The sequence below is a fragment of the Rhizobacter sp. P2_H2 genome (assembly GCF_056403375.1).
On the sequence record NZ_JBFUFP010000004.1, the window covers coordinates 28,945 to 48,959 of the forward strand.

A 20,015-nucleotide genomic window follows, 5' to 3' on the forward strand; every position below is an offset into this window, starting at 1 on the left:
TTTCGTGTTCCGTCTGGTGTCTTTGAATCTGAACGGCATCCGCTCGGCTGCCACGAAGGGGCTGGTGCCGTGGGCGGAAAGCATCGGCGCCGATTGTATGGGGGTGCAGGAGGTCAAGGCCCAGGCGGCCGACATCGCCGGCCGCTTCGAGCGGGTGCACGACATGCACGGCCATTTCCATTTCGCCGAGAAGAAGGGCTACTCGGGCGTCGGCCTGTACAGCCGCAAGACGCCGAGCGACGTGGTGGTGGGCTTCGGATCGCCAGAGTTCGACGCCGAGGGCCGTTACATCGAGCTTCGCTTCGATACACCGAAGCGCAAGCTCAGCATCATCAGCTGCTACTTCCCGAGCGGCTCCAGCGGCGAGGAGCGGCAGCTCGCGAAGTTCCGCTTCCTGGCGCTGATGACGCCGTACCTGCAGCAGCTGAAGGCCGAGCGCGAGTTCATCCTGGTGGGCGACGTGAACATCGCGCACAAGGAGATCGACCTGAAGAACTGGCGCAGCAACCAGAAGAACAGCGGCTTCCTGCCCGAGGAGCGGGCCTGGATGACGCACACGCTGGACGAGCTGGGCCTGGTCGACGTGTTCCGCACGCTGAACCCGAAGGCCGAGCAATACACCTGGTGGAGCAACCGCGGTCAGGCCTGGGCGAAGAACGTCGGCTGGCGGCTCGACTACCACCTGGCCACGCCGGCACTGGCCGCCACGGCGCTGCGCGAGCACATCTACATCGAGCAGCGCTTCTCGGACCACGCGCCGCTGATCATCGACTACGACTTCACGCTCTGATCCGGCGCCCGAAGCGCTGAACAGCACGGCCCGGCCCGCGCTGTTCGGCGTTTGGTCCGGCCCCGTCCCGCTGAAGAATGAGCGCTCACCCGCAGCCGCGGGCAGGCTTTCATTCGAGACGCAGTACGAGGAGCTTCCCATGATCAAGACGCTGACCACCCTGGCCGCCACGCTGGCACTGGCCGCCGGCGCCCACGCCGGCGAGGTCTACACCGGCATCGGCACGCACGGCCTGATGCTCGGCTATGCACAACCGGTCGCGCCGTCGGTGACGCTGCGCGGCGATGTCGCGTCGCTCGGCAAGCACAGCACCACGAAGACCGAGAACAGCATCCACTACGACGCCGAGCTGAAGTTGAGCCGCGGCGGCGTGTTCGCCGACTGGTTCTTCACCGGCGGCTGGCGCCTGACTGGCGGGGTGACCTTCAACGCGATGAAGCTCGACCTGGCCGGCAAGCCGACCAACAACCAGATCGTGATCGGCAACACCACCTACGCGACGCAGGACGGCGACCGCTTCGACGCACACGTGAAGTTCCCGAAGACGACGCCGTTCCTCGGCATCGGCTACGGCCACCAGGCCGGTACCGAAGGCGCCTGGGGCTTCCACTTCGACCTCGGCGCGAGCATCGGCCGCGCGAAGGTCGAGTCGGCCGCGAGCGGCCCCACCTTCGACAGCATGGATGCGACCCAGCGCGCCCAGCTGAACGCCGATGTCGACAAGGAAACGCAGGAGCTGCGCGACGGCGTCGGCAAGATCCGCGCGATCCCGCAACTCAGCCTGGGCGTGAACTACCGCTTCTGAAGGATCGAGGGGCCGCGCCGGGCTAGCATCGCGGCATGCAGCTCCTCGACACCATCGAAACCGACACCGGCCCGAACCCGACGGCCACCATCATCTTCCTGCACGGGCTCGGCGACAGCGGGCACGGCTTCGCGCCCTTCGCGCAGGAGCTGGACCTGTCGGCTGCCGGCCCGGTGCGGTTCATCTTCCCCCACGCACCGACGCGGCCGGTCACGATCAACGGCGGCTACGTGATGCGCGCCTGGTACGACATCCTCGGCGCCGACCTGGTGCGGCGCGAGGACGAGACCGGCCTGCGCGAATCGCAGGCGCTGGTGCAGGCGCTGATCGCGCGCGAGAACGAGCGCGGCATCCCCAGCGCGCGCATCGTGCTCGGCGGCTTCTCGCAGGGCTGCGCGATGACGCTGCTGACCGGGCTGCGCCACGGCGAGCGGCTGGCCGGCCTGGTCGGGCTGTCGGGCTACCTGCCGCTGGCGGCCCAGACCGCGGCCGAGCGCCATGCCGCGAACCACGGCGTGCCGGTCTTCCTCGCGCACGGCCGGCAGGACCCGGTGATCCCGATCGCCCGCGCACTCGCCTCGCGCGACGCGCTGCTGGCGCTCGGCCACCCGGTCGAGTGGCACGAGTACCCGATGCCGCATTCGGTGTGCGGCCCGGAGGTCGAGCACCTGACGCGCTGGCTGACCACGCTGCTGGGTGCCCCGCCCGGCCGAGGTGAATAAATCACAAACCCGCCCGGCGGTTTTCACCACCTGCCGGCATCCGACGCCCCTACGCTGTAACAAGGTGCACAGCGTTGCTGCTGCGCCTGCCATCAGAAGGACAGCGCCATGTTGGATGAACTGCTCTCACCCCCGGACACCCGTCCGACCGCCCACCTGAACCTGCGGCCCACCCCGGCCGCGATCCACCCCGTCGCCGACCCCGTCACGCCGCCGTACCCCGGGCCGGAGCGCCGCCACGGCCACTCCGCGATGGCGCGCTGGCTGACGATGATGCTCGACGAGATGGACCACGGCCTGCTGCTGATCGATGCGAACTGCAGCCTGCGCCATGCCAACCAGCTCGGCTGGCAGCTGCTGCAGGCCGGCGACGGCCTGCGCCTCATCAAGGACCAGGTGCTGCCGCGCCATGCGGAGGAGCTGTCCGGCTTCCTCGGCGCGCTGCTCGGCGCCTGCGGCGGGCGGCGCCGCATGCTGAACCTGAGCCGCGACGACGGCGCGATGCCGGTGGCCTTCGTGCCGATGTCCTCGCCCGAGGACGGCGCGCTGGCCATGCTGGTGCTCGGCAAGCGCCACCGCTGCGAATCGCTGACCCTCGAGTTCTTCGCCCGCACCCACGGCCTGACGGCCGCCGAGACCAAGGTGCTGCGCGCGCTGTGCGACGGCCAGCGGCCGAAGGAAGTGGCGCGCGCCTTCAGCGTCGCCGTCTCGACGGTGCGCTCGCAGATCAGCAGCATCCGCATCAAGACGCAGACCGCCAGCATCGGCGACCTGCTGAACCGCGTGGCGGTGCTGCCGCCGATCGCGTCGGCCATGAAGATGCCGCTGTCGCACTGATCGGCGCCGACTTCCGTCACGCGCAGCGCGTCCACCGTCACGGACGCGCCAGGGGCGGCGTGCTAGATTGGATGGGCTCCTGGGCTACCCGCCCGGGCTTTCCCCATTCGCCGCCGCTTCTCCATGGACGCCGTCACCGGCCCAGCATCCTCCCCCCTGCTGTCCGAATCCCTGGGCCTGCTCTCGGCCCGGGGCGAGCAGCGACGCTATCGCAAGGGCGTGCTGCTGATCCAGGAAGGCGATCACGGCGACACCTTGTTCATCCTGCTGTCGGGCCGCGTGAAGGCGTTCTCGATCGACGAGCGCGACCGCGAGATCGTCTACGGCGTCTACGGCCCGGGCGAGTACCTCGGCGAGATGTCGCTCGACGGCGGGCCGCGCTCGGCCTCGGTCATCACGCTCGAACCCACGGTGTGCTCGGTCGTCACGCGGCACACGCTGCGCCAGCACATCGCCGAGCGGCCGGAGTTCGCGTTCGAGCTGATCTCGCGCGTGATCCACCGCGCGCGCCTGGCGACCCACAGTGCGCGCAGCCTGGCCCTGCTCGACGTCTACGGCCGCGTCGCGCAGCTGCTGACCGACCTGGCGGAGGTGCAGCCCGACGGCACGCACGTGATCCGCGAACGGCTGACGCACCAGGAGATCGCGAGCCGCGTCGGCTGCTCGCGCGAGATGGTGAGCCGCCTGCTGAAGGACCTGGACGCCGGCGGGCACATCGCGGTCAGCCGCACGCAGATCGTGCTGAAGCGGCCGCTGCCCGCGCGCTGGTAGCCGGCAGGCCCGCGCGCCGCTGGCAGAATCGGCGCATGCCGCGTCCGATCGAAGCGCTGATCCACAGCGATGCCCTGAGCCACAACCTGCAGCGCGCCCGTGCCTGCGCGCCCGATGCGCGCGTCTGGGCGATCGTCAAGGCGAACGCCTACGGGCACGGCGTCGAGCGGGTGTACGGCGCGCTGCAGGCCGCCGACGGCTTCGCGCTGCTCGACCTGGCCGAGGCCGAGCGGGTGCGCGCGATGGGCTGGCGCGGGCCGATCCTGCTGCTCGAGGGCTGTTTCGAAGCGCGCGACCTGGAGCTGTGCTCGCGCCTGAACCTGTGGCACACGGTGCACCACGAGGCGCAGATCGACTGGCTCGCGATGCACAAGACGACCTGGCCGCACCATGTCTTCCTGAAGATGAACACCGGCATGAACCGGCTCGGCTTCACGCCTGCGGCGTTCCGCACCGCGTGGCTGCGGCTGTCGAACCTGCCGCAGGTCGACGCGATCACGCTGATGACGCACTTCTCCGATGCCGACGGGCCGCGCGGCATCGAGGCGCAGGTGGCGGTGTTCAACGCCGCCACCGCCGACCTCGATGGCGAACGTTCGCTGAGCAACAGTGCGGCCACGCTGCGCTTCGCGGCGACGCAGCCGGGCGTGCGGGCCGACTGGGTGCGCCCCGGCATCATGGTGTACGGCTCGTCGCCCGACCACCCCGAGAAGACGATCGCCGACTGGGACTTGCGCCCGGCGATGACGCTGCGCTCGCGGCTGATCGGCGTGCAGGCGCTGAAGCCCGGCGACACCGTCGGCTACGGCAGCGCGTTCACCGCCGAGCGCGAGATGCGCATCGGCGTGGCCGCCTGCGGCTATGCCGACGGCTACCCGCGCGTCGCGCCGGCCGGCACGCCGGTGCTGGTCGATGGCGTGCGCTGCGCGCTGGTCGGCCGGGTGTCGATGGACATGCTGACGATCGACCTGACGCCGCTGCCGCAAGCGGGCGTCGGCAGCGAGGTCACGCTGTGGGGGCGCGGCCCGCATGGCAGCGTGCTGTCGATCGACGAGGTCGCGCGGCCGGCCGGCACGATCGGCTACGAGCTGATGTGCGCGCTCGCGCAGCGGGTGCCGACGCACGCCGTGCCCTGATGCCGTGACGCCCCAGGTCGATCCCGCCGAGGTCGAGTTCAGCGCGATCCGCGCCCAGGGGGCGGGCGGGCAGAACGTCAACAAGGTGTCGAGCGCGGTGCACCTGCGCTTCGACATCCGTGCGTCGTCGCTGCCCGAGCCGCTGAAGGAGCGGCTGCTCGCGCTGTCCGACCAGCGCATCACCGGCGACGGCGTCGTCGTGATCAAGGCGCAGACCTCGCGCAGCCAGGACATGAACCGCCAGGATGCACTGCAGCGCCTGCAGCAGCTGGTCGACAGCGTGGCCGTGGTGGCGCCGCCGCGGCGAGCGACCAAGCCGACGCGCGGGTCGCAGAAGCGGCGGCTCGAGGGGAAGTCTCAGCGCGGCGACTTGAAAAGCTCGCGGGGGAAAGTGCGCGATGTCTGACGACATGTCCGCATCACGGCACGCGCACGCCGGGCAGCTTGCGCATGCCGCGGTCGAAGGTGGCCGTGAAGTCACAGCCGTGATGCGCATGCCTGGCGACCACCAGGCAATCCGCAAAGCCGCAGGGTGCGCTCTCGAACAGCGTCACCGCGCGCCCGATCGTGTCGCGGTCTTCGAATGCGAAAGCCGGTTCGTCCAGCAAGCTGCGCACGGCCGTCAATTGCGCCGCCTTGTCCTGCGAATACGCTGTTCGCAACGTCCACACCGCTTCGGCCAGCACGACGTCGGTCACCAGCAGCGAACCCGGAACGCTGCCGTGCTCGGCCAGCAGCGCGTCGATCCGCTCGCCCTGCACCGGATCGTCGTTGAGCCACAGCCGCAAGAGGATGTTCGTGTCGATGCCGATCATCAACGAGGCGTCTTGGGGCGACCCACTGCAGGCGCGTGCTTGTCGCGCAGGTGCTTCGCAATGCCGTCGTCCATCTCCTCGACGGTCAGGGGTCCGGCATGCGGCGACTTCAGGATGCCGCGGACCCGACGGGCGTCGGCCGTTACGTGCCGAGCGGTGATCGTGTTGTCCGGCAGCACCTGGAAATCCAGGGTCGAGCCGGCATCGAGGCCGAGCCGGTCACGAATCTCCTTCGGGACCGTGACCTGACCTTTGCTGGTGAGCGTGGCATACATGACGGAGAACCTCGGTCGTCKATGATTCCTTACATTCTAATGCCGTAAGGAATGCGACGGGAATCCAATCAGGCACGCCGGGTCTTGTAGATCCCGCACCCCAGCACCAGGTCCTGCGCCACCGGCACGATGTACGAGGTCTTCGGCAGCACTTGCCCGTTGGCCGGGTTCAGGAAGTCGTAGTCGACCCAGCCGCCGCCGGCCGCGGCAGCGGCCCACACGTCCTGCGTCAGCTTCGTCACGTCGGTGCCGATGATCTGCTTGGCGCTCTTGCCGACGTTGGCCGGCTTGCCGCCGAACGCGTGGTACACGAGCTGCCGGTCCCACGCGAAGACGTACATGTCGCGGTCCGAGAACCCGTTGCCCGGTTCGGTGATGCCGGGCAGCGCCGCCGCACCGCCGCGTTCGTTGTAGTACGCGATCGCCCGCTGCACCAGCGCCTGCGCCTCGTCCGCCGTGCCCTGGCGCAGCTGGAAACCGCCCGCCGCCGCCGACAGCTGGCGCGCCCGCTCGACCAGGCTGGCGCAGGCGCGCGAGGTCTGCCCGACCATCTGCGCGTTCTGGTGCGTCAGCGTGTCGAGCTGCGTCATCGCCTGCGAGACCTGCGCGAGGCCGTCGCTCTGCTCGCCGACGGCCGACGTGATGCGCCCCATCCGCCCGGTGAGTTCGGCGATGCCGCCGACGATCTCCGAAAGCACGCCGCTCACCCGGTCGATGTGGCCGACGCCGCTCGCGGTCTCGGCGCCCGACTGCTCGATCAGCGCCTTGATCTCGCGCGCCGCCTCGCCGCTGCGCTGTGCGAGCGCGCGCACCTCGGCCGCGACGACCGCGAAGCCGCGGCCCTGCTCGCCGGCGCGTGCCGCCTCGACGGCGGCATTCAGCGCGAGGATGTTGGTCTGGAACGCGATCGAGTCGATCACGCCGATGATGTCGCCGACCTTCTCGGAGCCGGCCTTGATGGCATGCATCGAGTCGACCGCCTCGCGCATCGCGCCGCCGCCCGAGCCGGCCAGGCCGTGCACGCGCGCGGCCAGCGCCTCGGCCTCGCGGGCATCGCTCGCGTTCTGGCGCACCGTGGCATCGAGCTGCTGCACGCTGGCCGAGGTCTGCTCCAGGTTGGCCGACTGCTGCTCGGTGCGGCTCGACAGGTCGGCCGTGTCGGTCGTCAGCTCGGTGGTGGCCGCCGTGACCAGCAGCGAGCTGCTGCGGATGTCGGCCACCAGCCCGGAGATCGTCTCGTTGACGGCATCGAGCGCGGCGCCGATGCGGGCGAATTCATCCTCGCCGCGGATCTCGATCCGGCGCGACAGGTCGCCCTGCTTCATGCGCGACACGGCGGATTCGAGCGCGCCCAGCGCACCGGCCATCTGCAGGTACAGCGCCATCAGCACGTAGGCCAGCAGCAGCGCCACGGTGATCAGCGCGAGGCTGCCCCAGTGCGTCYAGCCGTGCTGCTGCACCCAGGCGCCGAGTGCGGCGGCCCCCAGCAGCGCACAGCCGACGGCCAGCAGCGAGAGCTTCGCGCCGAGCCCCAGCCTGCCGAATGCGGCGATCCCCAGGCCCATCGGCCCCCCACTGCGATGCACGTCCATCCGCCCCCCGTGGTGTTCGTGGTGTTGCCACCCGGTCGGCCCGGGCGGTCGGGCGATCGTACAGGCCGCGCCGCGCCGCGTGCAAACCGCGGGGGATCAGGCGCGCTTGAAGAGTGCCAACAACGCCGCAGCGGCGACGAACAGGCTGCCGAACAGGCGGTTCAGCGCGCGGATCTGCGTCGGCGACTTCAGCAGCCGCAGCAGCCGTGCGGCCAGCGCCGTGTAGCCGGCCATCACGACCAGGTCGGTGAACATCAGCGTCGCGCCGATCACGGCATATTGCAGGGTGAGCGGCCGGGTGATGTCGAGGAACGACGGCACCACGGCCAGCAGGAACACCGTGCCCTTCGGGTTCACCGCGTTGACCATCCAGCCGCGCAGCACCAGGGTGCGCCGCGTCACCTGCGCCTCGCCGGTGGCCGCGACCATCGGCTGCGCCGGCGCGCGCCATTGCTTGATGCCCAGCCACAGCAGGTAGCCGACGCCGAGCCACTTCACCGCCGCGAAGGCGAGGCTCGAGGCCGCGATCAGCGCGCCGAGCCCGAGGCCCACCACCAGCACCTGGGTCCAGATGCCCATCACGAGGCCGAAGGTCATGAAGTAGCCGCGCGCAAAGCCGTGGTTGACGCCGGCGCTCATCGCGGCGACGGCGCCGGCCCCCGGCGACAGGCTGATGGCCCAGGCGGCGGCGAAGAAGGCGAGCCAGAGGGAGAAGTCCATGTCGTGTGTCTCGGGGGAAAAGCGCGAAAGAGGCGTCAGAGTTGTTCGATGATGATCTGCCCGAGCCGTTTCAGGCGTGTCTCGAGCAGCGGCGTCCACGGGTCGCCGTAGTGCAGCCGGATGAAATGGTTGAAGCGCGCGCTGCAGGTGAAGGTGGCCCCCGGCGCCACGCCGATCAGTTCGCGGCACGCCAGCTCGAAGACCTTGCGCGAATCCACCTGCGGCGGCAGCTCGATCCACAGGGCGAGCCCGCCGCGCGGCCGGCTCAGCCGGCAGCCGGGCGGGAAGTATCGCGCGATCGCATCGGCCATCGCCTGCGCCTGGGTTTTCAGCGACGCGCGCAGCCGGCGCATGTGGTGGTCGTAGCCGCCGTCGGCGAGGAACTCGGCGATCACCTCCTGCTGCAGTTGCACGCCGGGCGACGAGGTGCGGAACTTGATCGACTGGCATTCGCGCAGGTGCCGGCCCGGCGCCATCCAGCCGACGCGGTAGCCGGGCGCCACCGCCTTCGTGAAGGCCGAGCACAGGATCACGTCGTCGCGTGTGTCGAAGCTCTTCAGCACCGGCGGGCGTTCGTCGCCGAAGTGCAGCTCGCCGTAGATGTCGCTCTCGATCACCGGAAAGCCGCGCTCGGCGGCCAGCGCGACCAGGCGGCGCTTGTTCTCGGTCGGCATCAGGCTGCCGACCGGGTTCTGGAAGTTCGGGATCACGACGCAGGCGCGCACCGCACCGGGCGTGCGCGTGGCGAGGTCCAGCGCCTCGATCGACAGGCCGTCGCGCGGGTGCGACGGGATCTCGATCGAACGCATGCCCAGGCTCTCGATCACGTCGAGCAGCATGAAATAGGTCGGCGACTCGATCGCGATCGTGTCGCCGGCCTTCGCCACCGCGCGCAGCGCGAGGTGCATCGCTTCCATGCCGCCGTTGGTCAGCAGGATCTCGTCGGGGTGCAGGCGCACGCCGCTGTGGATCGCGCGGCGGGCGATCTCGCGGCGCAGCGCCGGGCTGCCGCTGCTTTCGACGCGCGAGGCGTATTCGGGGTGGCGGCGGTTGATGCTGGCCGTCAGCTGGCGCAGCTTGGCTTCGGGCAGCAGGCTGCGGCCGGCCTGCACGCGGAACGACGGCATCGCGCCGGGCTCGTTCGCGACGAGCAGGAACTGGCGCGTCAGCCCGTCGGGCGTGACGAAATCGGCCTTGCTCATGCGGGCGTCGAGTTCGGGTTCGGGCAGCGGCTGCGGGCGCGGCGCGACGAAGTAGCCCGACTTGGGCCGGGCCTCGACCAGCCCGCGGTTCTCGAGCCAGCGGTAGGCGAGCGTCGCGGTGGAGGCGCTGACGCCGTGCTGCTGGCACAGCTGCCGCACCGACGGCAGCCGGTCGCCGCTGCGCAGGCTGCCGCAGGTGATGGCCTTCTCCAGCCCGCCGGCCACTGCCTGGTACAGCGGTGACTGTGGCAACAGCGTCAGCAGCGCGTCGGCGTCGAGCAGGGCCTCTTCCATGGGAGACGATTGTCGCCGTGGCCGGTGGGACGGCACAGGTACAGATCCGGGCAGTTGTCACCAGCACAGTCGACGCAGCGGGCATCTGTGACGGTGCAGTTCACGCTGTTCTGGATGTGGTGGGCGACGGGGCTTGCCGGAACACTGGTGCCCTGAGGAATTCACGGCAGGACCCCCATGACCACCCCACTCCACACCCTCGATCTGCAACTCGCCGCCGGCGAACTGCACCGCTGGCGCTCGGCCCGCACGGTCGAGTTGCAGGTGCTGGCCGGCCGCGTGTGGGTCACGCAGAGCGGCGACGCGGACGACCACTTCCTGGCGGCCGGCGACACGCTCGCGCTGCGCCGTGGGGCGCTGGCGCTGATCGAGGCGGAGTCGGGCGCGAACCTGCGCCTGTTCGCGCCCGCGGCGGCGCTGCCGTCGGCTCCGTGGTGGCAGCGCCTCGCGGGCCGCCGCCGGCCCCCCGCTACAGTCGCGGGGTGAGCAAACCCAAATCCGTCTACACCTGCAGCGAGTGCGGTGGCACCAGCCCCAAGTGGCTGGGCAAGTGCCCGCACTGCAACGCCTGGAACACGCTGGTCGAAGGCGTCGCCGAGGCGCCGTCGAAGCACCGCTACCAATCGCTGGCCGGCGCGCAGCCGGTCGCCACGCTGTCCGAGATCGAGGCCTCCGATGTCGATCGCCAGCCCACCGGCATCGATGAACTCGACCGCGTGCTCGGCGGCGGCATCGTCGCCGGCGGCGTCGTGCTGATCGGCGGCGACCCCGGCATCGGCAAGTCCACGCTGCTGCTGCAGGCGCTCGATGCGCTGTCGCGCAACATGCGGGCGCTGTACGTCACCGGCGAAGAATCCGGCGCGCAGGTCGCGCTGCGCTCGCGCCGGCTCGGGCTCGACGGCTCGCAGGTGCGCGTGGTCGCCGAGATCCAGCTCGAGAAGATCACCGCCACCATCGATGCCGAGCAGCCGGCGATCTGCGTGATCGACTCGATCCAGACCGTCTACAGCGAGCAGCTCACCTCGGCGCCCGGCTCGGTGGCCCAGGTGCGCGAATGCGCCGCGCAGCTGACCCGCGTGGCCAAGAGCAGCGGCACCACGATCATCCTGGTCGGCCACGTGACGAAGGAAGGCGCGCTCGCCGGCCCGCGCGTGCTGGAGCACATCGTCGACACGGTGCTGTATTTCGAGGGCGACACCCACAGCAGCTTCCGGCTGGTGCGCGCGATCAAGAACCGCTTCGGCGCGGTCAACGAGATCGGCGTGTTCGCGATGACCGAGAAGGGGCTGAAGGGCGTCGCGAACCCGAGCGCGATCTTCCTGTCGACGCACGGCGAGCCGGTGGCCGGCTCCTGCGTGCTGGTCACGCTGGAGGGCACGCGGCCGCTGCTGGTCGAGATCCAGGCGCTGGTCGACTCCGGCGGCCCGAGCCCGCGGCGCCTGAGCGTCGGCCTCGACCGCGACCGCCTCGCGATGATGCTGGCGGTGCTGCACCGCCACGCCGGCATCGCCTGCCTCGACCAGGACGTGTTCGTCAATGCGGTGGGCGGCGTGCGCATCAGCGAGCCGGCCGCCGACCTGGCGGTGATGCTCGCGATCCAGAGCAGCCTGCGCGGGCGGCCGCTGCCGCGCGGCTTCATCGCGTTCGGCGAGGTCGGGCTGGCCGGCGAGGTGCGGCCGGCGCCGCGCGGCCAGGAGCGCCTGAAGGAGGCGGCGAAGCTCGGCTTCAGCGTGGCCGTCGTGCCGAAGGCCAATGCGCCGAAGAAGGCGATCGAGGGGTTGACCATCCACCCGGTCGAGCGCATCGAGGAGGCGATCGACCTGCTGCGCAGCTTGAGCTGACGCTGCGCAAGGCCTCTCACGGGGCTCGGCCGCCGTGGGGCCAAACAAGAGCTATTATCATTTGCATCGGGCGGCTGTCGCCCTGCCGTGATCGTCCTCTGGTTTGTCCGCCCCCGCCCGTATGACCGCTCCCCGACTTTCCGACCTGCCCGCCGGTGCCCGTGGCACCGTCATCGGCCTGCGCGCCGAGGGCTCGCCCGATCCGCAGATGCTGCACCGCCTGAGCGAGCTGGGCTTCCTGCCCGGTGAGCCGGTGCAACTGCTGCGCCGCGGTCCCGGCGGGCGCGAGCCGCTCGCGGTGCAGATCGGCGAGACCTTCTTCGCGCTGCGCAAGATCGAGGCGCAGTGCGTCGAGGTGAACGTCGAAGGGCTGCCGACATGAGCGCCGAGGCCCTTCGCATCGCCCTCGTCGGCAACCCGAACTGCGGCAAGACGGCCCTCTTCAACCTGCTGACCGGCGCGCGCCAGAAGGTCGCGAACTACGCCGGCGTCACCGTCGAGCGCAAGGTCGGCAGCGCGACGCTGCGCAACGGCCGCACGGTGTCGGTGATCGACCTGCCCGGGGCGTACAGCCTGACGCCGGCCACGCCCGACGAAGAGGTCACCCGCGAGATGGTGATGGGCCTGCGCGCCGGCGAGGCCGCGCCCGATGCGCTGGTCGCGGTGGTCGACGCCACCAACCTGCCGATGAACCTGCGCCTGGTGCTCGAGCTGCGCCGCCTCGGCCGGCCGATGATCGTCTCGCTGAACATGGCCGACGTGGCGCGCGCGCGCGGGCTGCAGATCGACGTGGCGAAGCTGTCGGCCGAGCTCGGCGTGCCGGTCGTCGAGACCGTCGCGGTGCAGAGCCGCGGCCACGAGGCGCTGCTGGCCCAGCTCGAGAAACAGGCCGAATGGCCGACGCCGCCGGCCGTCGCCGACACGCCGACGCTGCCCGAGCTGCAGCGCGAGGTGCGCCGCATCCTGGCGGTCGCGGTGCCCGGCGCGATGCAGTTCAAGCGCTTCAACCACCGCATCGACGCGGTGGTGATGCACCCGGTGTGGGGCCTGGTGCTGCTGGCGGCGCTGCTGTTCCTGATGTTCCAGGCGGTGTTCTCGTGGGCCAACGTGCCGATGGACGCCATCAAGGACGGCATGGCCGCGGCCGGCGAGTTCCTGAGCGCGCACATGGCCGACGGCCCGTTGCGCAGCCTGCTGGTCGACGGCGTGATCGCGGGCGCCGGCAGCGTGCTGGTGTTCCTGCCGCAGATCCTGATCCTGTTCCTGTTCATCCTGGTGCTGGAAGACTCGGGCTACCTGCCGCGCGCCGCGTTCCTGCTCGACACCGTGATGGGCAAGGTCGGCCTGTCGGGCCGCGCCTTCATCCCGCTGCTGTCGAGCTTCGCCTGCGCGATCCCCGGCATCATGGCCACGCGCACCATTCCGAACTGGCGCGACCGGCTCGCCACCATCATGGTCGCGCCGCTGATGACCTGCTCGGCCCGGCTGCCGGTCTACGCGCTGCTGATCGGCGCCTTCGTGCCGAAGCGCAGCGTCGGCTGGTTCAACCTGCAGGGCGTGACGCTGTTCGTGCTGTACGTGGCCGGCGTGCTGTCGGCGATGGCGGTGGCCTGGGTGCTCAAGCGCACCTGGATGAAGAGCAGCTACCAGCCGCTGATGCTGGAACTGCCGCCGTACCGGGTGCCGAACGTCCGCAACCTCGCGATCGGCCTGTGGGAGCGGGCGCGCATCTTCCTGCGCCGCGTCGGCACGATCATCTTCGCGCTGACGGTGGTGCTGTGGTTCCTGTCGAGCTTCCCCGGGCCGCCCGATGGCGCCACCGGCCCGGCCATCCAGTACAGCCTGGCGGGTTACCTCGGTCGCGCGCTCGAAGTGATCTTCGCGCCGATCGGCTTCAACTGGCAGATCTCGATCGCGCTGGTGCCGGGACTGGCCGCACGCGAAGTGGCGGTCGGTGCGCTCGGCACGGTGTATGCGATGTCGGCGGCCGGCGAGGTGGCCGATTCGCTGGCGCCGGTCATCGCGCAGAGCTGGTCGATCGCGACCGCCTACTCGCTGCTCGCCTGGTACGTGTTCGCGCCGCAGTGCATGTCGACGCTCGCGGTGGTGCGCCGCGAGACCAACTCGTGGCGCTACCCGCTGATCATGGCGGGCTACCTGTTCGCGCTCGCCTACGTCGCATCGTTCATCACCTACCGCGCCACCTTGTGGCTCGGTGCCTGAACCGGGAGGTCCGCCATGCAAGACCTGATCGTCGGATTGATCGTCCTCGGCTGCTTCGGCTACGCGGTCAACGCGCTGATGCCGGCGGCGCTGCGCCGCACGGTCGCCGGGCGCCTCGCCCGCTGGCCGTCGTGGCCGGCGCCGATCGCGCAACGCCTGCAGCGCGCCGCGCAGGTGCCGGCCGGTTGCGGCTGCGACGGCTGCGACGTGCCCGCGAAGACGGCCGCGGCGGCGCAGGCCGGCAAGGCGCAGACGATCCGCATCCACCGGCGTTCCTGAGCGGTTCGTAGTCCAATGGCGGCATGCGACTGGCCGCCCTCTCCGACATCCACGGCAACCTGCCCGCGCTCGATGCGGTGCTGGCCGACATCGCCACCACCGGCGCCGACCTGGCGGTCAACCTCGGCGACATCCTGTCCGGCCCGCTGTGGATCACCGAGACCGCCGAGCGGCTGATGGCGCTCGGCCTGCCGACGATCCGCGGCAACCATGAGCGCCAGGTGCTGGTGCCGGATGTCGCGGCGATGGGGGCTTCCGATGCGTTCGCCGCCGAACGCCTGCTGCCGCAGCACCGGGCGTGGCTCGCCGGGTTGCCGGCCACGCTGCAGCTGTCGGACGAGGTGTTCTGCTGCCACGGCACGCCCGGCAGCGACCTCGTCTACTTCCTCGAATCGGTCGATCCCGGCGGCCTGCGGCCGGCCACGCTCGCCGAGGCGACAGCGCGCGCCGGCGCTGCCCAGCAAGGCGTGGCGCACGGTGTGATCCTGTGCGGCCACACCCATGTGCCGCGTGGGCTGCGGCTGGCGGATGGGCGGCTCGTCGTCAACCCCGGCAGCGTCGGCCTGCAGGCCTACGACGACGACCATCCGCACCCGCACGTCGTCGAGAACGGCACGCCGCACGCCCGCTATGCGCTGCTGACGCGCCGCCCCGCCGGCTGGCAGGTCGAATGGCGCGCCGTGCCCTACGACGCCGAACCGGCCGCGCAGCGGGCCGATCGACACGGCCGCCCGGACTGGGCCGCCGCGCTGCGAACCGGCTTCGTTGTGGAAACTGCACAGGCGAGTGCCCCGATCCGCCCCGTAACATCGCGCGCATGAATCCAATCGTCGGGTGGGGCCTCGCGGTGATCGCGGTGGCGGCAGCGTGGCAGGCCTATGGCTGGCAGGGCGTCGTGATGGCTGCGTCGGTCATCGTGTTCTGGCTGCTGATCCAGTTCAGCCGCGCGCTGCGCGTGATGAAGAACGCCGGCGAGGCGCCGGTCGGCCACGTCGGCAGCACCGTGATGCTGAACTCGAAGCTGAGTGCGGGCCTGACGATGATGCAGGTGGTGACGATGACGCGCAGCCTCGGCCGCAGGATCGATCCCGACGGCGACACCTGGGCCTGGGCCGACGACGGCGGCAGCGAGGTCACGCTGGAGTTCAAGGGCGGCAAGCTCGCGAAGTGGACGCTGGTGCGGCCCGCTCCCGAGGCTGCGGCGGACCCCGCGGACCCGGTCGATCCGGCCAATCCGTAAAATCGCCTGCTTTCAGTCTGATTTCCTCAGCCTCATTCCCCACACAGGAGCCTGCCATGTCGATGGCCGATCGCGACGGAAAAATCTGGATGGACGGGCAACTGGTGGACTGGCGCGACGCCAAGATCCACGTGCTCAGCCACACGCTGCACTACGGGTGCGGTGCCTTCGAGGGCGTGCGCGCCTACAAGACGGCCAACGGCACGGCGATCTTCCGGCTGCGCGAGCACACCGAGCGGCTCTTCAACAGCGCGAAGATCCTGCGCATGAAGATCCCGTTCTCGCTGCAGGAGGTGATGGACGCGCAGCGCACCGTGGTGCGTGAGAACCAGCTCGAGAGCTGCTACCTGCGCCCGCTGACCTGGATCGGCTCCGAGAAGCTGGGCGTGAGCCCGAAGGGCAACCAGATCCACCTGATGGTCGCCGCCTGGTCCTGGGGCGCCTACCTGGGCGAAGAAGGCCTGAAGCGCGGCATCCGCGTGAAGACCAGCAGCTACACCCGCCACCACGTCAACATCACGATGACGCAGGCCAAGGCGGTCAGCAACTACACGAACTCGATCCTCGCGAACATGGAAGCCACCGAGGACGGCTACGACGAGGCGCTGCTGCTCGATGCCTCCGGCTTCGTCAGCGAAGGCGCCGGCGAGAACATCTTCGTGATCAAGAACGGCGTGGTCTACACGCCCGACCTGTCGGCCGGGGCGCTGAACGGCATCACCCGCAACACGATCTTCGCGATCTGCAACGACCTGGGCCTGAAGCTGGTCGAGAAGCGCATCACCCGCGACGAGGTCTACATCAGCGACGAGGCCTTCTTCACCGGCACCGCCGCCGAGGTGACGCCGATCCGCGAGCTCGACCGCATCGAGCTCGGCAGCGGCTCGCGCGGGCCCATCACCGAGAAGATCCAGAGCGCGTTCTTCGACATCGTGAACGGCCGCAACCCCAAGTACGCCGAATGGCTGACCGCCGTCTGAGGACCCCATGAGCACAAGCAAACAACAGGAAGTGGTCGAGGTCACCGCGCACGACGTGCAGGGCCCCGGCGTGGTGTTCTGCCCGAACCCGAAGATGGCGCTGTGGAGCACCCACCCGAAGGTGTTCATCGACGTCGCGACGACCGGCGAAGGCAAGTGCCCGTACTGCGGCACCGTGTATCGCCTGAAGGCCGGCGAAAAACTCCACTCGCACTGACCCGACGCGATGAACCGCGCCTTGCTGATCGCCCCGCAGTGGATCGGCGACGCGGTGATGTCGCAGCCGCTGGTCGGCCGGCTGGCGGCGCGCGGTGACGAGGTGACGGTCGCCGCGCTGCCGTGGGTCGCGCCGGTGTACCGGGCGATGGCCGGCGTGCGCGAGGTGATCGAGCTGCCGTTCGCGCACGGGCGGCTCGACTGGTCGGCGCGGCGCCGTGTCGCGGCCACGCTGCGCGGCCGCTTCGACACCGCCTACGTGCTGCCGAACTCGATCAAGTCGGCGCTGATTCCGTTCTTCGCCGGCATTGCGCAGCGCATCGGCTACCAGGGCGAAGGCCGGCCGCTGCTGCTGAACAAGCGGCTGCCGAACCCCGGCGGGCGCCCGCCGATGGTGGCGTTCTACAGCGCGCTGGCGGGCGGCCCCGCCGAGAGTGAACGGCCCCGCCTGCAGTTCGATGCGGCAACGCTCGAGCGCGTGACCCGCGCGGCCGACCTGGCGCCGCAGCAGTACTGGGCTTTCGCGCCCGGCGCCGAATACGGTCCCGCCAAATGCTGGCCGGCCTCGCACTACGCCGAACTCGCACGCTCGCTGCAGGCCGCCCACGGGCTGCCGATCGTGCTGCTCGGCTCGGGCAAGGAAGTCGCGCTGTGCGACGAGATCGCCGCGGCCGCGCCCGGCGCCTGCCACGTGCTGGCTGGCAAGACCACGCTGATCGACGCGATGGTGCTGATCGCCGGCGCCCGCGGTGTCGTCAGCAACGATTCCGGGCTGATGCACGTCGCGGCGGCGTTCGGCATCCCGCAGGTCGCCGTGTTCGGCTCGACCAGCCCGGAGCACACGCCGCCGTTGAACCCGCGCGCGCAGGTGATCTGGCTGAAGGAGGAGCTGCAGCTCGACTGCGCCCCCTGCTTCGACCGCACCTGCCGCTTCGGCCACACCCGCTGCCTGACCGGCGTCAGTGCGCAGCGGGTGGAAGCCGCGCTCGCCGAGCGGTTACGCGCCGCCTGACACCGGCCGCAACGCCACATCGCACGATGCCCACCGACCTGCAGCAGGATCGCTTGATGCGCGAGGCGCTGGTCGGCGCCGGCACCTCGGTCTGGGCCTGGGACATGGAGGCCGACGCGCTCAGCGGCATGGACGGCAGCGTCGCGCTGCTCGGCTACGCGGTCGGCGAGATGCTGCCGACCCAGGCCGGCTGGGACAGCGTGATCCACCCCGACGACCGGCCGCTGAACCACGCCGCGTACCTGCGCCATGCGCGCGGCGAGATCCCGGCCTACGAGAGCGAGTACCGCGCGCGCCACAAGGACGGCAGCTGGCGCTGGCTGTCCGAGCGCGGCCGCATCGTCGAGTGGTGGCCCGACGGCCGGCCGCGCCGCATGGTCGGCACGCTGAGCGACGTGACGCTGCGCCGCCAGGCGCAGGGCGAGGCCGCCGAGCGCGACGAGCGGCTGCAGCAGATCATGCGCCACGTGCCCGGCGTGCTGTACCAGTACCGGCTGTGGCCGGACGGGCGGGCCGAGATCCCTTTCGTCAGCGACCGCTGCACCGAGGTGCTGGGGCTGACGCCGCAGCAGCTGATGGCCGATGCGCTGGAGATGTTCCGCCGCATCGCGCGCAGCGACCGCGAGGAACTGATGGCCGCAGTGTCGAACTGGGCCCGCAGCAAGGCGACGCAGCGCACCGAATACCGCTACCACCACCCCGACGGCAGCCTGCGCTGGATGCAGGCGGTGTCGTCGCCGCGGCGTGCGCCCGACGGCTCGATCCTGTGGCACGGCTACCTGGAGGACATCACCGAGTACCGCGAGCTCGAGAAGGCGCGCGCCGCCGCCGCGACGGCCGATGCGGCGAACCGCGCGAAGACCGAGTTCCTGTCGCGCATGAGCCACGAGCTGCGCACGCCGCTGAACGCGGTGCTCGGCTTCGCGCAGCTGCTGGAGCTCGACGAAGAGCCGCTCAGCGTGGCGCAGCACCGCCGCGTCGCGCTGATCCGCGAATCGGGTGAGCACCTGCTGCGCATGATCGGCGACCTGCTCGACCACAGCCGCATCGAGGCCGGCCAGCTCTCGGTGGAGTCGGCCGACATCGCGCTCGGCCCGCTGCTCGGCGAATGCCTCGACATGCTGGCGCCACAGGCCGGCGAGGCGGGCGTGACGCTGCGGCCGATCGAAGRCGCGCGGGCGCTGCAGGTGCGCGCCGACCCGACGCGGCTGCGCCAGGTGGTGCTGAACCTGCTGAGCAATGCGGTGAAGTACAACCGCGCCGGCGGCTCGGTGCGGGTGCGTGCCGAGGCCCGCGACGGCGCGGTGCTGCTGCAGGTGATCGACGACGGCATCGGCATCGCGCAGAAGGACCTGCCGCAGCTGTTCGAGCCGTTCAACCGGCTCGCGCAGGCGCGCAGCGGCATCCAGGGCACCGGCATCGGCCTCGCGATCACGCGCGCGCTGATCGTGCTGATGGGCGGGCGCATCGAGGTCGAGAGCACGCCGGGCGCGGGCTCGACGTTCAGCGTGATGCTGCCGCGCAGCGCCGATCAGAGCGTCAATTTGCCGGCGTAGAGCACCGGGCCGGTCGGCGCGCCCGACGGCGATCCGCCCGGCGGTTCCAGCGTGACGGCCAGTGCCGCGGTGCCCTGCAGCACCTGGCCGCGGCGCACCACCGTCGACCCGCTGGCCGAGATCACGCCCAGCGAGCGTGGCGCGCCGCTCGGCGGCAGCGCCCACAGTTCGAGCGAGCGGTCGGGCCGCACGCTGACGGGGGTCAGCGGCCGCGTCACCATCGCGCGGCCATCGGCGCTGATGCTCGCGACGAAGCTGGCCGGCGTCACCGCATTCGGCTGGTCGGCCGGCGCAGCGGCCGACAGCACCACGACGATCGGCGCTTGGGCCGGCGGCGGGCTCGCGACGATGAACGCGAGCGCCAGCGTTGCGGCGGTGGCGACACCGCTCAACACGCGCCAGAACGCGAGGCGCGCCCACCAGGCCTGCGACGGTGCCTCAGTGGGTCGCAGTCCGAGCCGGGTCTCGATGCGCCGCCACACGCGCGCCGGCGGCTTCACCGGGGCGAGCGTGATGGTCAGCGGCATCAGGCGGTCCTGCCAGCGCTGCACCGCACCGCGCAGCGCTGGGTGGCCGGGCAACAGCGATTCGAAGCGGCGCCGCGCCGGGCCGCGCAGCGTGCCGGCGACGTATTCGGCGCCGAGGCGATCGGCCAGTTCAGGCCGGCTGTAGTCCATCAGGCACCCCGCGCACGGCCATCGCGCAGCAC

At 70.7% G+C, this 20,015-nt stretch carries 24 protein-coding genes; 18 read left to right on the forward strand and 6 right to left on the reverse strand.

Going from position 1 to position 20,015, the window contains the following annotated elements; translation table 11 throughout:
* The first annotated feature begins 4 nt into the window (after positions 1–4).
* The 7 genes from AC1D15_RS01055 (at position 5) to arfB (ending at position 5,467) form a co-directional block, all read left to right on the forward strand.
* Positions 5–790, forward strand: coding sequence for an exodeoxyribonuclease III (locus AC1D15_RS01055; protein WP_477824578.1), 786 nt, complete (start codon positions 5–7; stop codon positions 788–790).
* 139 nt (positions 791–929) lie between these two features.
* On the forward strand, positions 930–1,595 hold the full coding sequence (locus AC1D15_RS01060) for a hypothetical protein (protein ID WP_047508454.1): 666 nt from the start codon (positions 930–932) through the stop codon (positions 1,593–1,595).
* A gap of 35 nt (positions 1,596–1,630) precedes the next feature.
* On the forward strand, positions 1,631–2,317 hold the full coding sequence (locus AC1D15_RS01065) for an alpha/beta hydrolase (protein ID WP_477824579.1): 687 nt from the start codon (positions 1,631–1,633) through the stop codon (positions 2,315–2,317).
* A gap of 108 nt (positions 2,318–2,425) precedes the next feature.
* Positions 2,426–3,154 (forward strand): helix-turn-helix transcriptional regulator, encoded by a 729-nt coding sequence (locus AC1D15_RS01070; protein ID WP_052212621.1) that lies wholly within the window; start codon positions 2,426–2,428, stop codon positions 3,152–3,154.
* A 123-nt stretch (positions 3,155–3,277) separates the two neighbouring features.
* Positions 3,278–3,925, forward strand: a complete 648-nt coding sequence (locus tag AC1D15_RS01075) for a Crp/Fnr family transcriptional regulator (RefSeq protein WP_477824580.1) — start codon at positions 3,278–3,280, stop codon at positions 3,923–3,925.
* 35 nt (positions 3,926–3,960) lie between these two features.
* Positions 3,961–5,061 (forward strand): alanine racemase, encoded by a 1,101-nt coding sequence (alr, locus tag AC1D15_RS01080; RefSeq protein WP_477824581.1) that lies wholly within the window; start codon positions 3,961–3,963, stop codon positions 5,059–5,061.
* 4 nt (positions 5,062–5,065) lie between these two features.
* A complete protein-coding gene (arfB, locus tag AC1D15_RS01085; protein ID WP_477824582.1) occupies positions 5,066–5,467 on the forward strand; it encodes an alternative ribosome rescue aminoacyl-tRNA hydrolase ArfB in 402 nt (133 codons plus the stop codon).
* A gap of 13 nt (positions 5,468–5,480) precedes the next feature.
* Here arfB and AC1D15_RS01090 read toward each other — a convergent pair whose 3' ends face one another.
* The 5 genes from AC1D15_RS01090 to AC1D15_RS01110 form a co-directional block, all read right to left on the reverse strand.
* Entirely contained in the window at positions 5,481–5,876 is a 396-nt protein-coding gene (locus tag AC1D15_RS01090; protein WP_477824583.1) for a type II toxin-antitoxin system VapC family toxin, read from the reverse strand.
* Positions 5,876–6,151, reverse strand: a complete 276-nt coding sequence (locus AC1D15_RS01095; RefSeq protein WP_477824584.1) for an AbrB/MazE/SpoVT family DNA-binding domain-containing protein — start codon at positions 6,149–6,151, stop codon at positions 5,876–5,878. Before AC1D15_RS01095 ends, AC1D15_RS01090 begins: the two co-directional genes overlap by 1 nt.
* Before the next feature lie 68 nt (positions 6,152–6,219).
* Positions 6,220–7,716, reverse strand: a complete 1,497-nt coding sequence (locus AC1D15_RS01100) for a methyl-accepting chemotaxis protein (protein WP_477824585.1) — start codon at positions 7,714–7,716, stop codon at positions 6,220–6,222.
* Between the two features lie 123 nt (positions 7,717–7,839).
* Complete coding sequence (locus AC1D15_RS01105) at positions 7,840–8,463, reverse strand: LysE family transporter (protein WP_477824586.1); 624 nt, start codon at positions 8,461–8,463, stop codon at positions 7,840–7,842.
* 35 nt (positions 8,464–8,498) lie between these two features.
* The gene (locus AC1D15_RS01110) at positions 8,499–9,959 is read right to left on the reverse strand and encodes an aminotransferase-like domain-containing protein (RefSeq protein WP_477824587.1); all 1,461 of its coding nucleotides are present in this window, start codon (positions 9,957–9,959) and stop codon (positions 8,499–8,501) included.
* A gap of 177 nt (positions 9,960–10,136) precedes the next feature.
* Between AC1D15_RS01110 and AC1D15_RS01115 the strand changes: the two genes are divergently transcribed.
* From AC1D15_RS01115 to AC1D15_RS01165, 11 genes are all read left to right on the forward strand, one after another.
* A complete protein-coding gene (locus AC1D15_RS01115; RefSeq protein ID WP_477824588.1) occupies positions 10,137–10,445 on the forward strand; it encodes a DUF2917 domain-containing protein in 309 nt (102 codons plus the stop codon).
* Complete coding sequence (gene radA, locus AC1D15_RS01120; RefSeq protein WP_047508433.1) at positions 10,442–11,800, forward strand: DNA repair protein RadA; 1,359 nt, start codon at positions 10,442–10,444, stop codon at positions 11,798–11,800. The genes AC1D15_RS01115 and radA overlap by 4 nt, the downstream gene beginning before the upstream one ends.
* 121 nt (positions 11,801–11,921) lie before the next feature.
* Positions 11,922–12,182, forward strand: a complete 261-nt coding sequence (locus AC1D15_RS01125) for a FeoA family protein (RefSeq protein ID WP_047508431.1) — start codon at positions 11,922–11,924, stop codon at positions 12,180–12,182.
* Positions 12,179–14,023: a ferrous iron transporter B gene (gene feoB, locus AC1D15_RS01130; RefSeq protein WP_052212607.1), complete on the forward strand. Its 1,845-nt coding sequence runs from the start codon at positions 12,179–12,181 to the stop codon at positions 14,021–14,023. The genes AC1D15_RS01125 and feoB overlap by 4 nt, the downstream gene beginning before the upstream one ends.
* A gap of 15 nt (positions 14,024–14,038) precedes the next feature.
* Positions 14,039–14,302, forward strand: a complete 264-nt coding sequence (locus tag AC1D15_RS01135) for a DUF6587 family protein (RefSeq protein WP_465110252.1) — start codon at positions 14,039–14,041, stop codon at positions 14,300–14,302.
* Positions 14,303–14,325: 23 nt separating this feature from the next.
* Positions 14,326–15,123 carry a metallophosphoesterase family protein gene (locus tag AC1D15_RS01140; protein WP_477824589.1) on the forward strand — a complete coding sequence of 266 codons (798 nt, stop codon included), beginning with the start codon at positions 14,326–14,328 and terminating at the stop codon, positions 15,121–15,123.
* Positions 15,120–15,542, forward strand: coding sequence for a hypothetical protein (locus AC1D15_RS01145; RefSeq protein WP_477824590.1), 423 nt, complete (start codon positions 15,120–15,122; stop codon positions 15,540–15,542). Before AC1D15_RS01140 ends, AC1D15_RS01145 begins: the two co-directional genes overlap by 4 nt.
* Before the next feature lie 56 nt (positions 15,543–15,598).
* The gene (locus AC1D15_RS01150; protein WP_047508415.1) at positions 15,599–16,522 is read left to right on the forward strand and encodes a branched-chain amino acid transaminase; all 924 of its coding nucleotides are present in this window, start codon (positions 15,599–15,601) and stop codon (positions 16,520–16,522) included.
* Positions 16,523–16,529: 7 nt separating this feature from the next.
* Positions 16,530–16,739 carry a zinc-finger domain-containing protein gene (locus tag AC1D15_RS01155; protein WP_465110256.1) on the forward strand — a complete coding sequence of 70 codons (210 nt, stop codon included), beginning with the start codon at positions 16,530–16,532 and terminating at the stop codon, positions 16,737–16,739.
* 9 nt (positions 16,740–16,748) lie between these two features.
* Positions 16,749–17,750 (forward strand): lipopolysaccharide heptosyltransferase II, encoded by a 1,002-nt coding sequence (gene waaF, locus AC1D15_RS01160; RefSeq protein WP_477824591.1) that lies wholly within the window; start codon positions 16,749–16,751, stop codon positions 17,748–17,750.
* Between the two features lie 26 nt (positions 17,751–17,776).
* Positions 17,777–19,306 (forward strand): sensor histidine kinase, encoded by a 1,530-nt coding sequence (locus AC1D15_RS01165; protein WP_477824592.1) that lies wholly within the window; start codon positions 17,777–17,779, stop codon positions 19,304–19,306.
* Here AC1D15_RS01165 and AC1D15_RS01170 read toward each other — a convergent pair.
* Positions 19,282–20,015: anti-sigma factor (locus AC1D15_RS01170; protein ID WP_477824593.1), on the reverse strand; the 734-nt coding region annotated here is incomplete at its 5' end. The two genes, AC1D15_RS01165 and AC1D15_RS01170, sit on opposite strands and share 25 nt — an antisense overlap.

Bases quoted from the DNA above. Each gene is read 5' to 3' on its own strand.
- feoB (WP_052212607.1), top strand. From the start codon at position 12,179: ATGAGCGCCGAGGCCCTTCGCATCGCCCTCGTCGGCAACCCGAACTGC.
- AC1D15_RS01140 (WP_477824589.1), top strand. From the start codon at position 14,326: ATGCGACTGGCCGCCCTCTCCGACATCCACGGCAACCTGCCCGCGCTC.
- AC1D15_RS01090 (WP_477824583.1), bottom strand. From the start codon at position 5,876: ATGATCGGCATCGACACGAACATCCTCTTGCGGCTGTGGCTCAACGAC.
- AC1D15_RS01135 (WP_465110252.1), top strand. From the start codon at position 14,039: ATGCAAGACCTGATCGTCGGATTGATCGTCCTCGGCTGCTTCGGCTAC.
- AC1D15_RS01115 (WP_477824588.1), top strand. From the start codon at position 10,137: ATGACCACCCCACTCCACACCCTCGATCTGCAACTCGCCGCCGGCGAA.
- AC1D15_RS01070 (WP_052212621.1), top strand. From the start codon at position 2,426: ATGTTGGATGAACTGCTCTCACCCCCGGACACCCGTCCGACCGCCCAC.
- AC1D15_RS01150 (WP_047508415.1), top strand. From the start codon at position 15,599: ATGTCGATGGCCGATCGCGACGGAAAAATCTGGATGGACGGGCAACTG.
- AC1D15_RS01095 (WP_477824584.1), bottom strand. From the start codon at position 6,151: ATGTATGCCACGCTCACCAGCAAAGGTCAGGTCACGGTCCCGAAGGAG.
- AC1D15_RS01145 (WP_477824590.1), top strand. From the start codon at position 15,120: ATGAATCCAATCGTCGGGTGGGGCCTCGCGGTGATCGCGGTGGCGGCA.
- AC1D15_RS01125 (WP_047508431.1), top strand. From the start codon at position 11,922: ATGACCGCTCCCCGACTTTCCGACCTGCCCGCCGGTGCCCGTGGCACC.
- alr (WP_477824581.1), top strand. From the start codon at position 3,961: ATGCCGCGTCCGATCGAAGCGCTGATCCACAGCGATGCCCTGAGCCAC.
- waaF (WP_477824591.1), top strand. From the start codon at position 16,749: ATGAACCGCGCCTTGCTGATCGCCCCGCAGTGGATCGGCGACGCGGTG.
- AC1D15_RS01110 (WP_477824587.1), bottom strand. From the start codon at position 9,959: ATGGAAGAGGCCCTGCTCGACGCCGACGCGCTGCTGACGCTGTTGCCA.
- AC1D15_RS01155 (WP_465110256.1), top strand. From the start codon at position 16,530: ATGAGCACAAGCAAACAACAGGAAGTGGTCGAGGTCACCGCGCACGAC.
- AC1D15_RS01075 (WP_477824580.1), top strand. From the start codon at position 3,278: ATGGACGCCGTCACCGGCCCAGCATCCTCCCCCCTGCTGTCCGAATCC.
- AC1D15_RS01105 (WP_477824586.1), bottom strand. From the start codon at position 8,463: ATGGACTTCTCCCTCTGGCTCGCCTTCTTCGCCGCCGCCTGGGCCATC.
- AC1D15_RS01060 (WP_047508454.1), top strand. From the start codon at position 930: ATGATCAAGACGCTGACCACCCTGGCCGCCACGCTGGCACTGGCCGCC.
- AC1D15_RS01065 (WP_477824579.1), top strand. From the start codon at position 1,631: ATGCAGCTCCTCGACACCATCGAAACCGACACCGGCCCGAACCCGACG.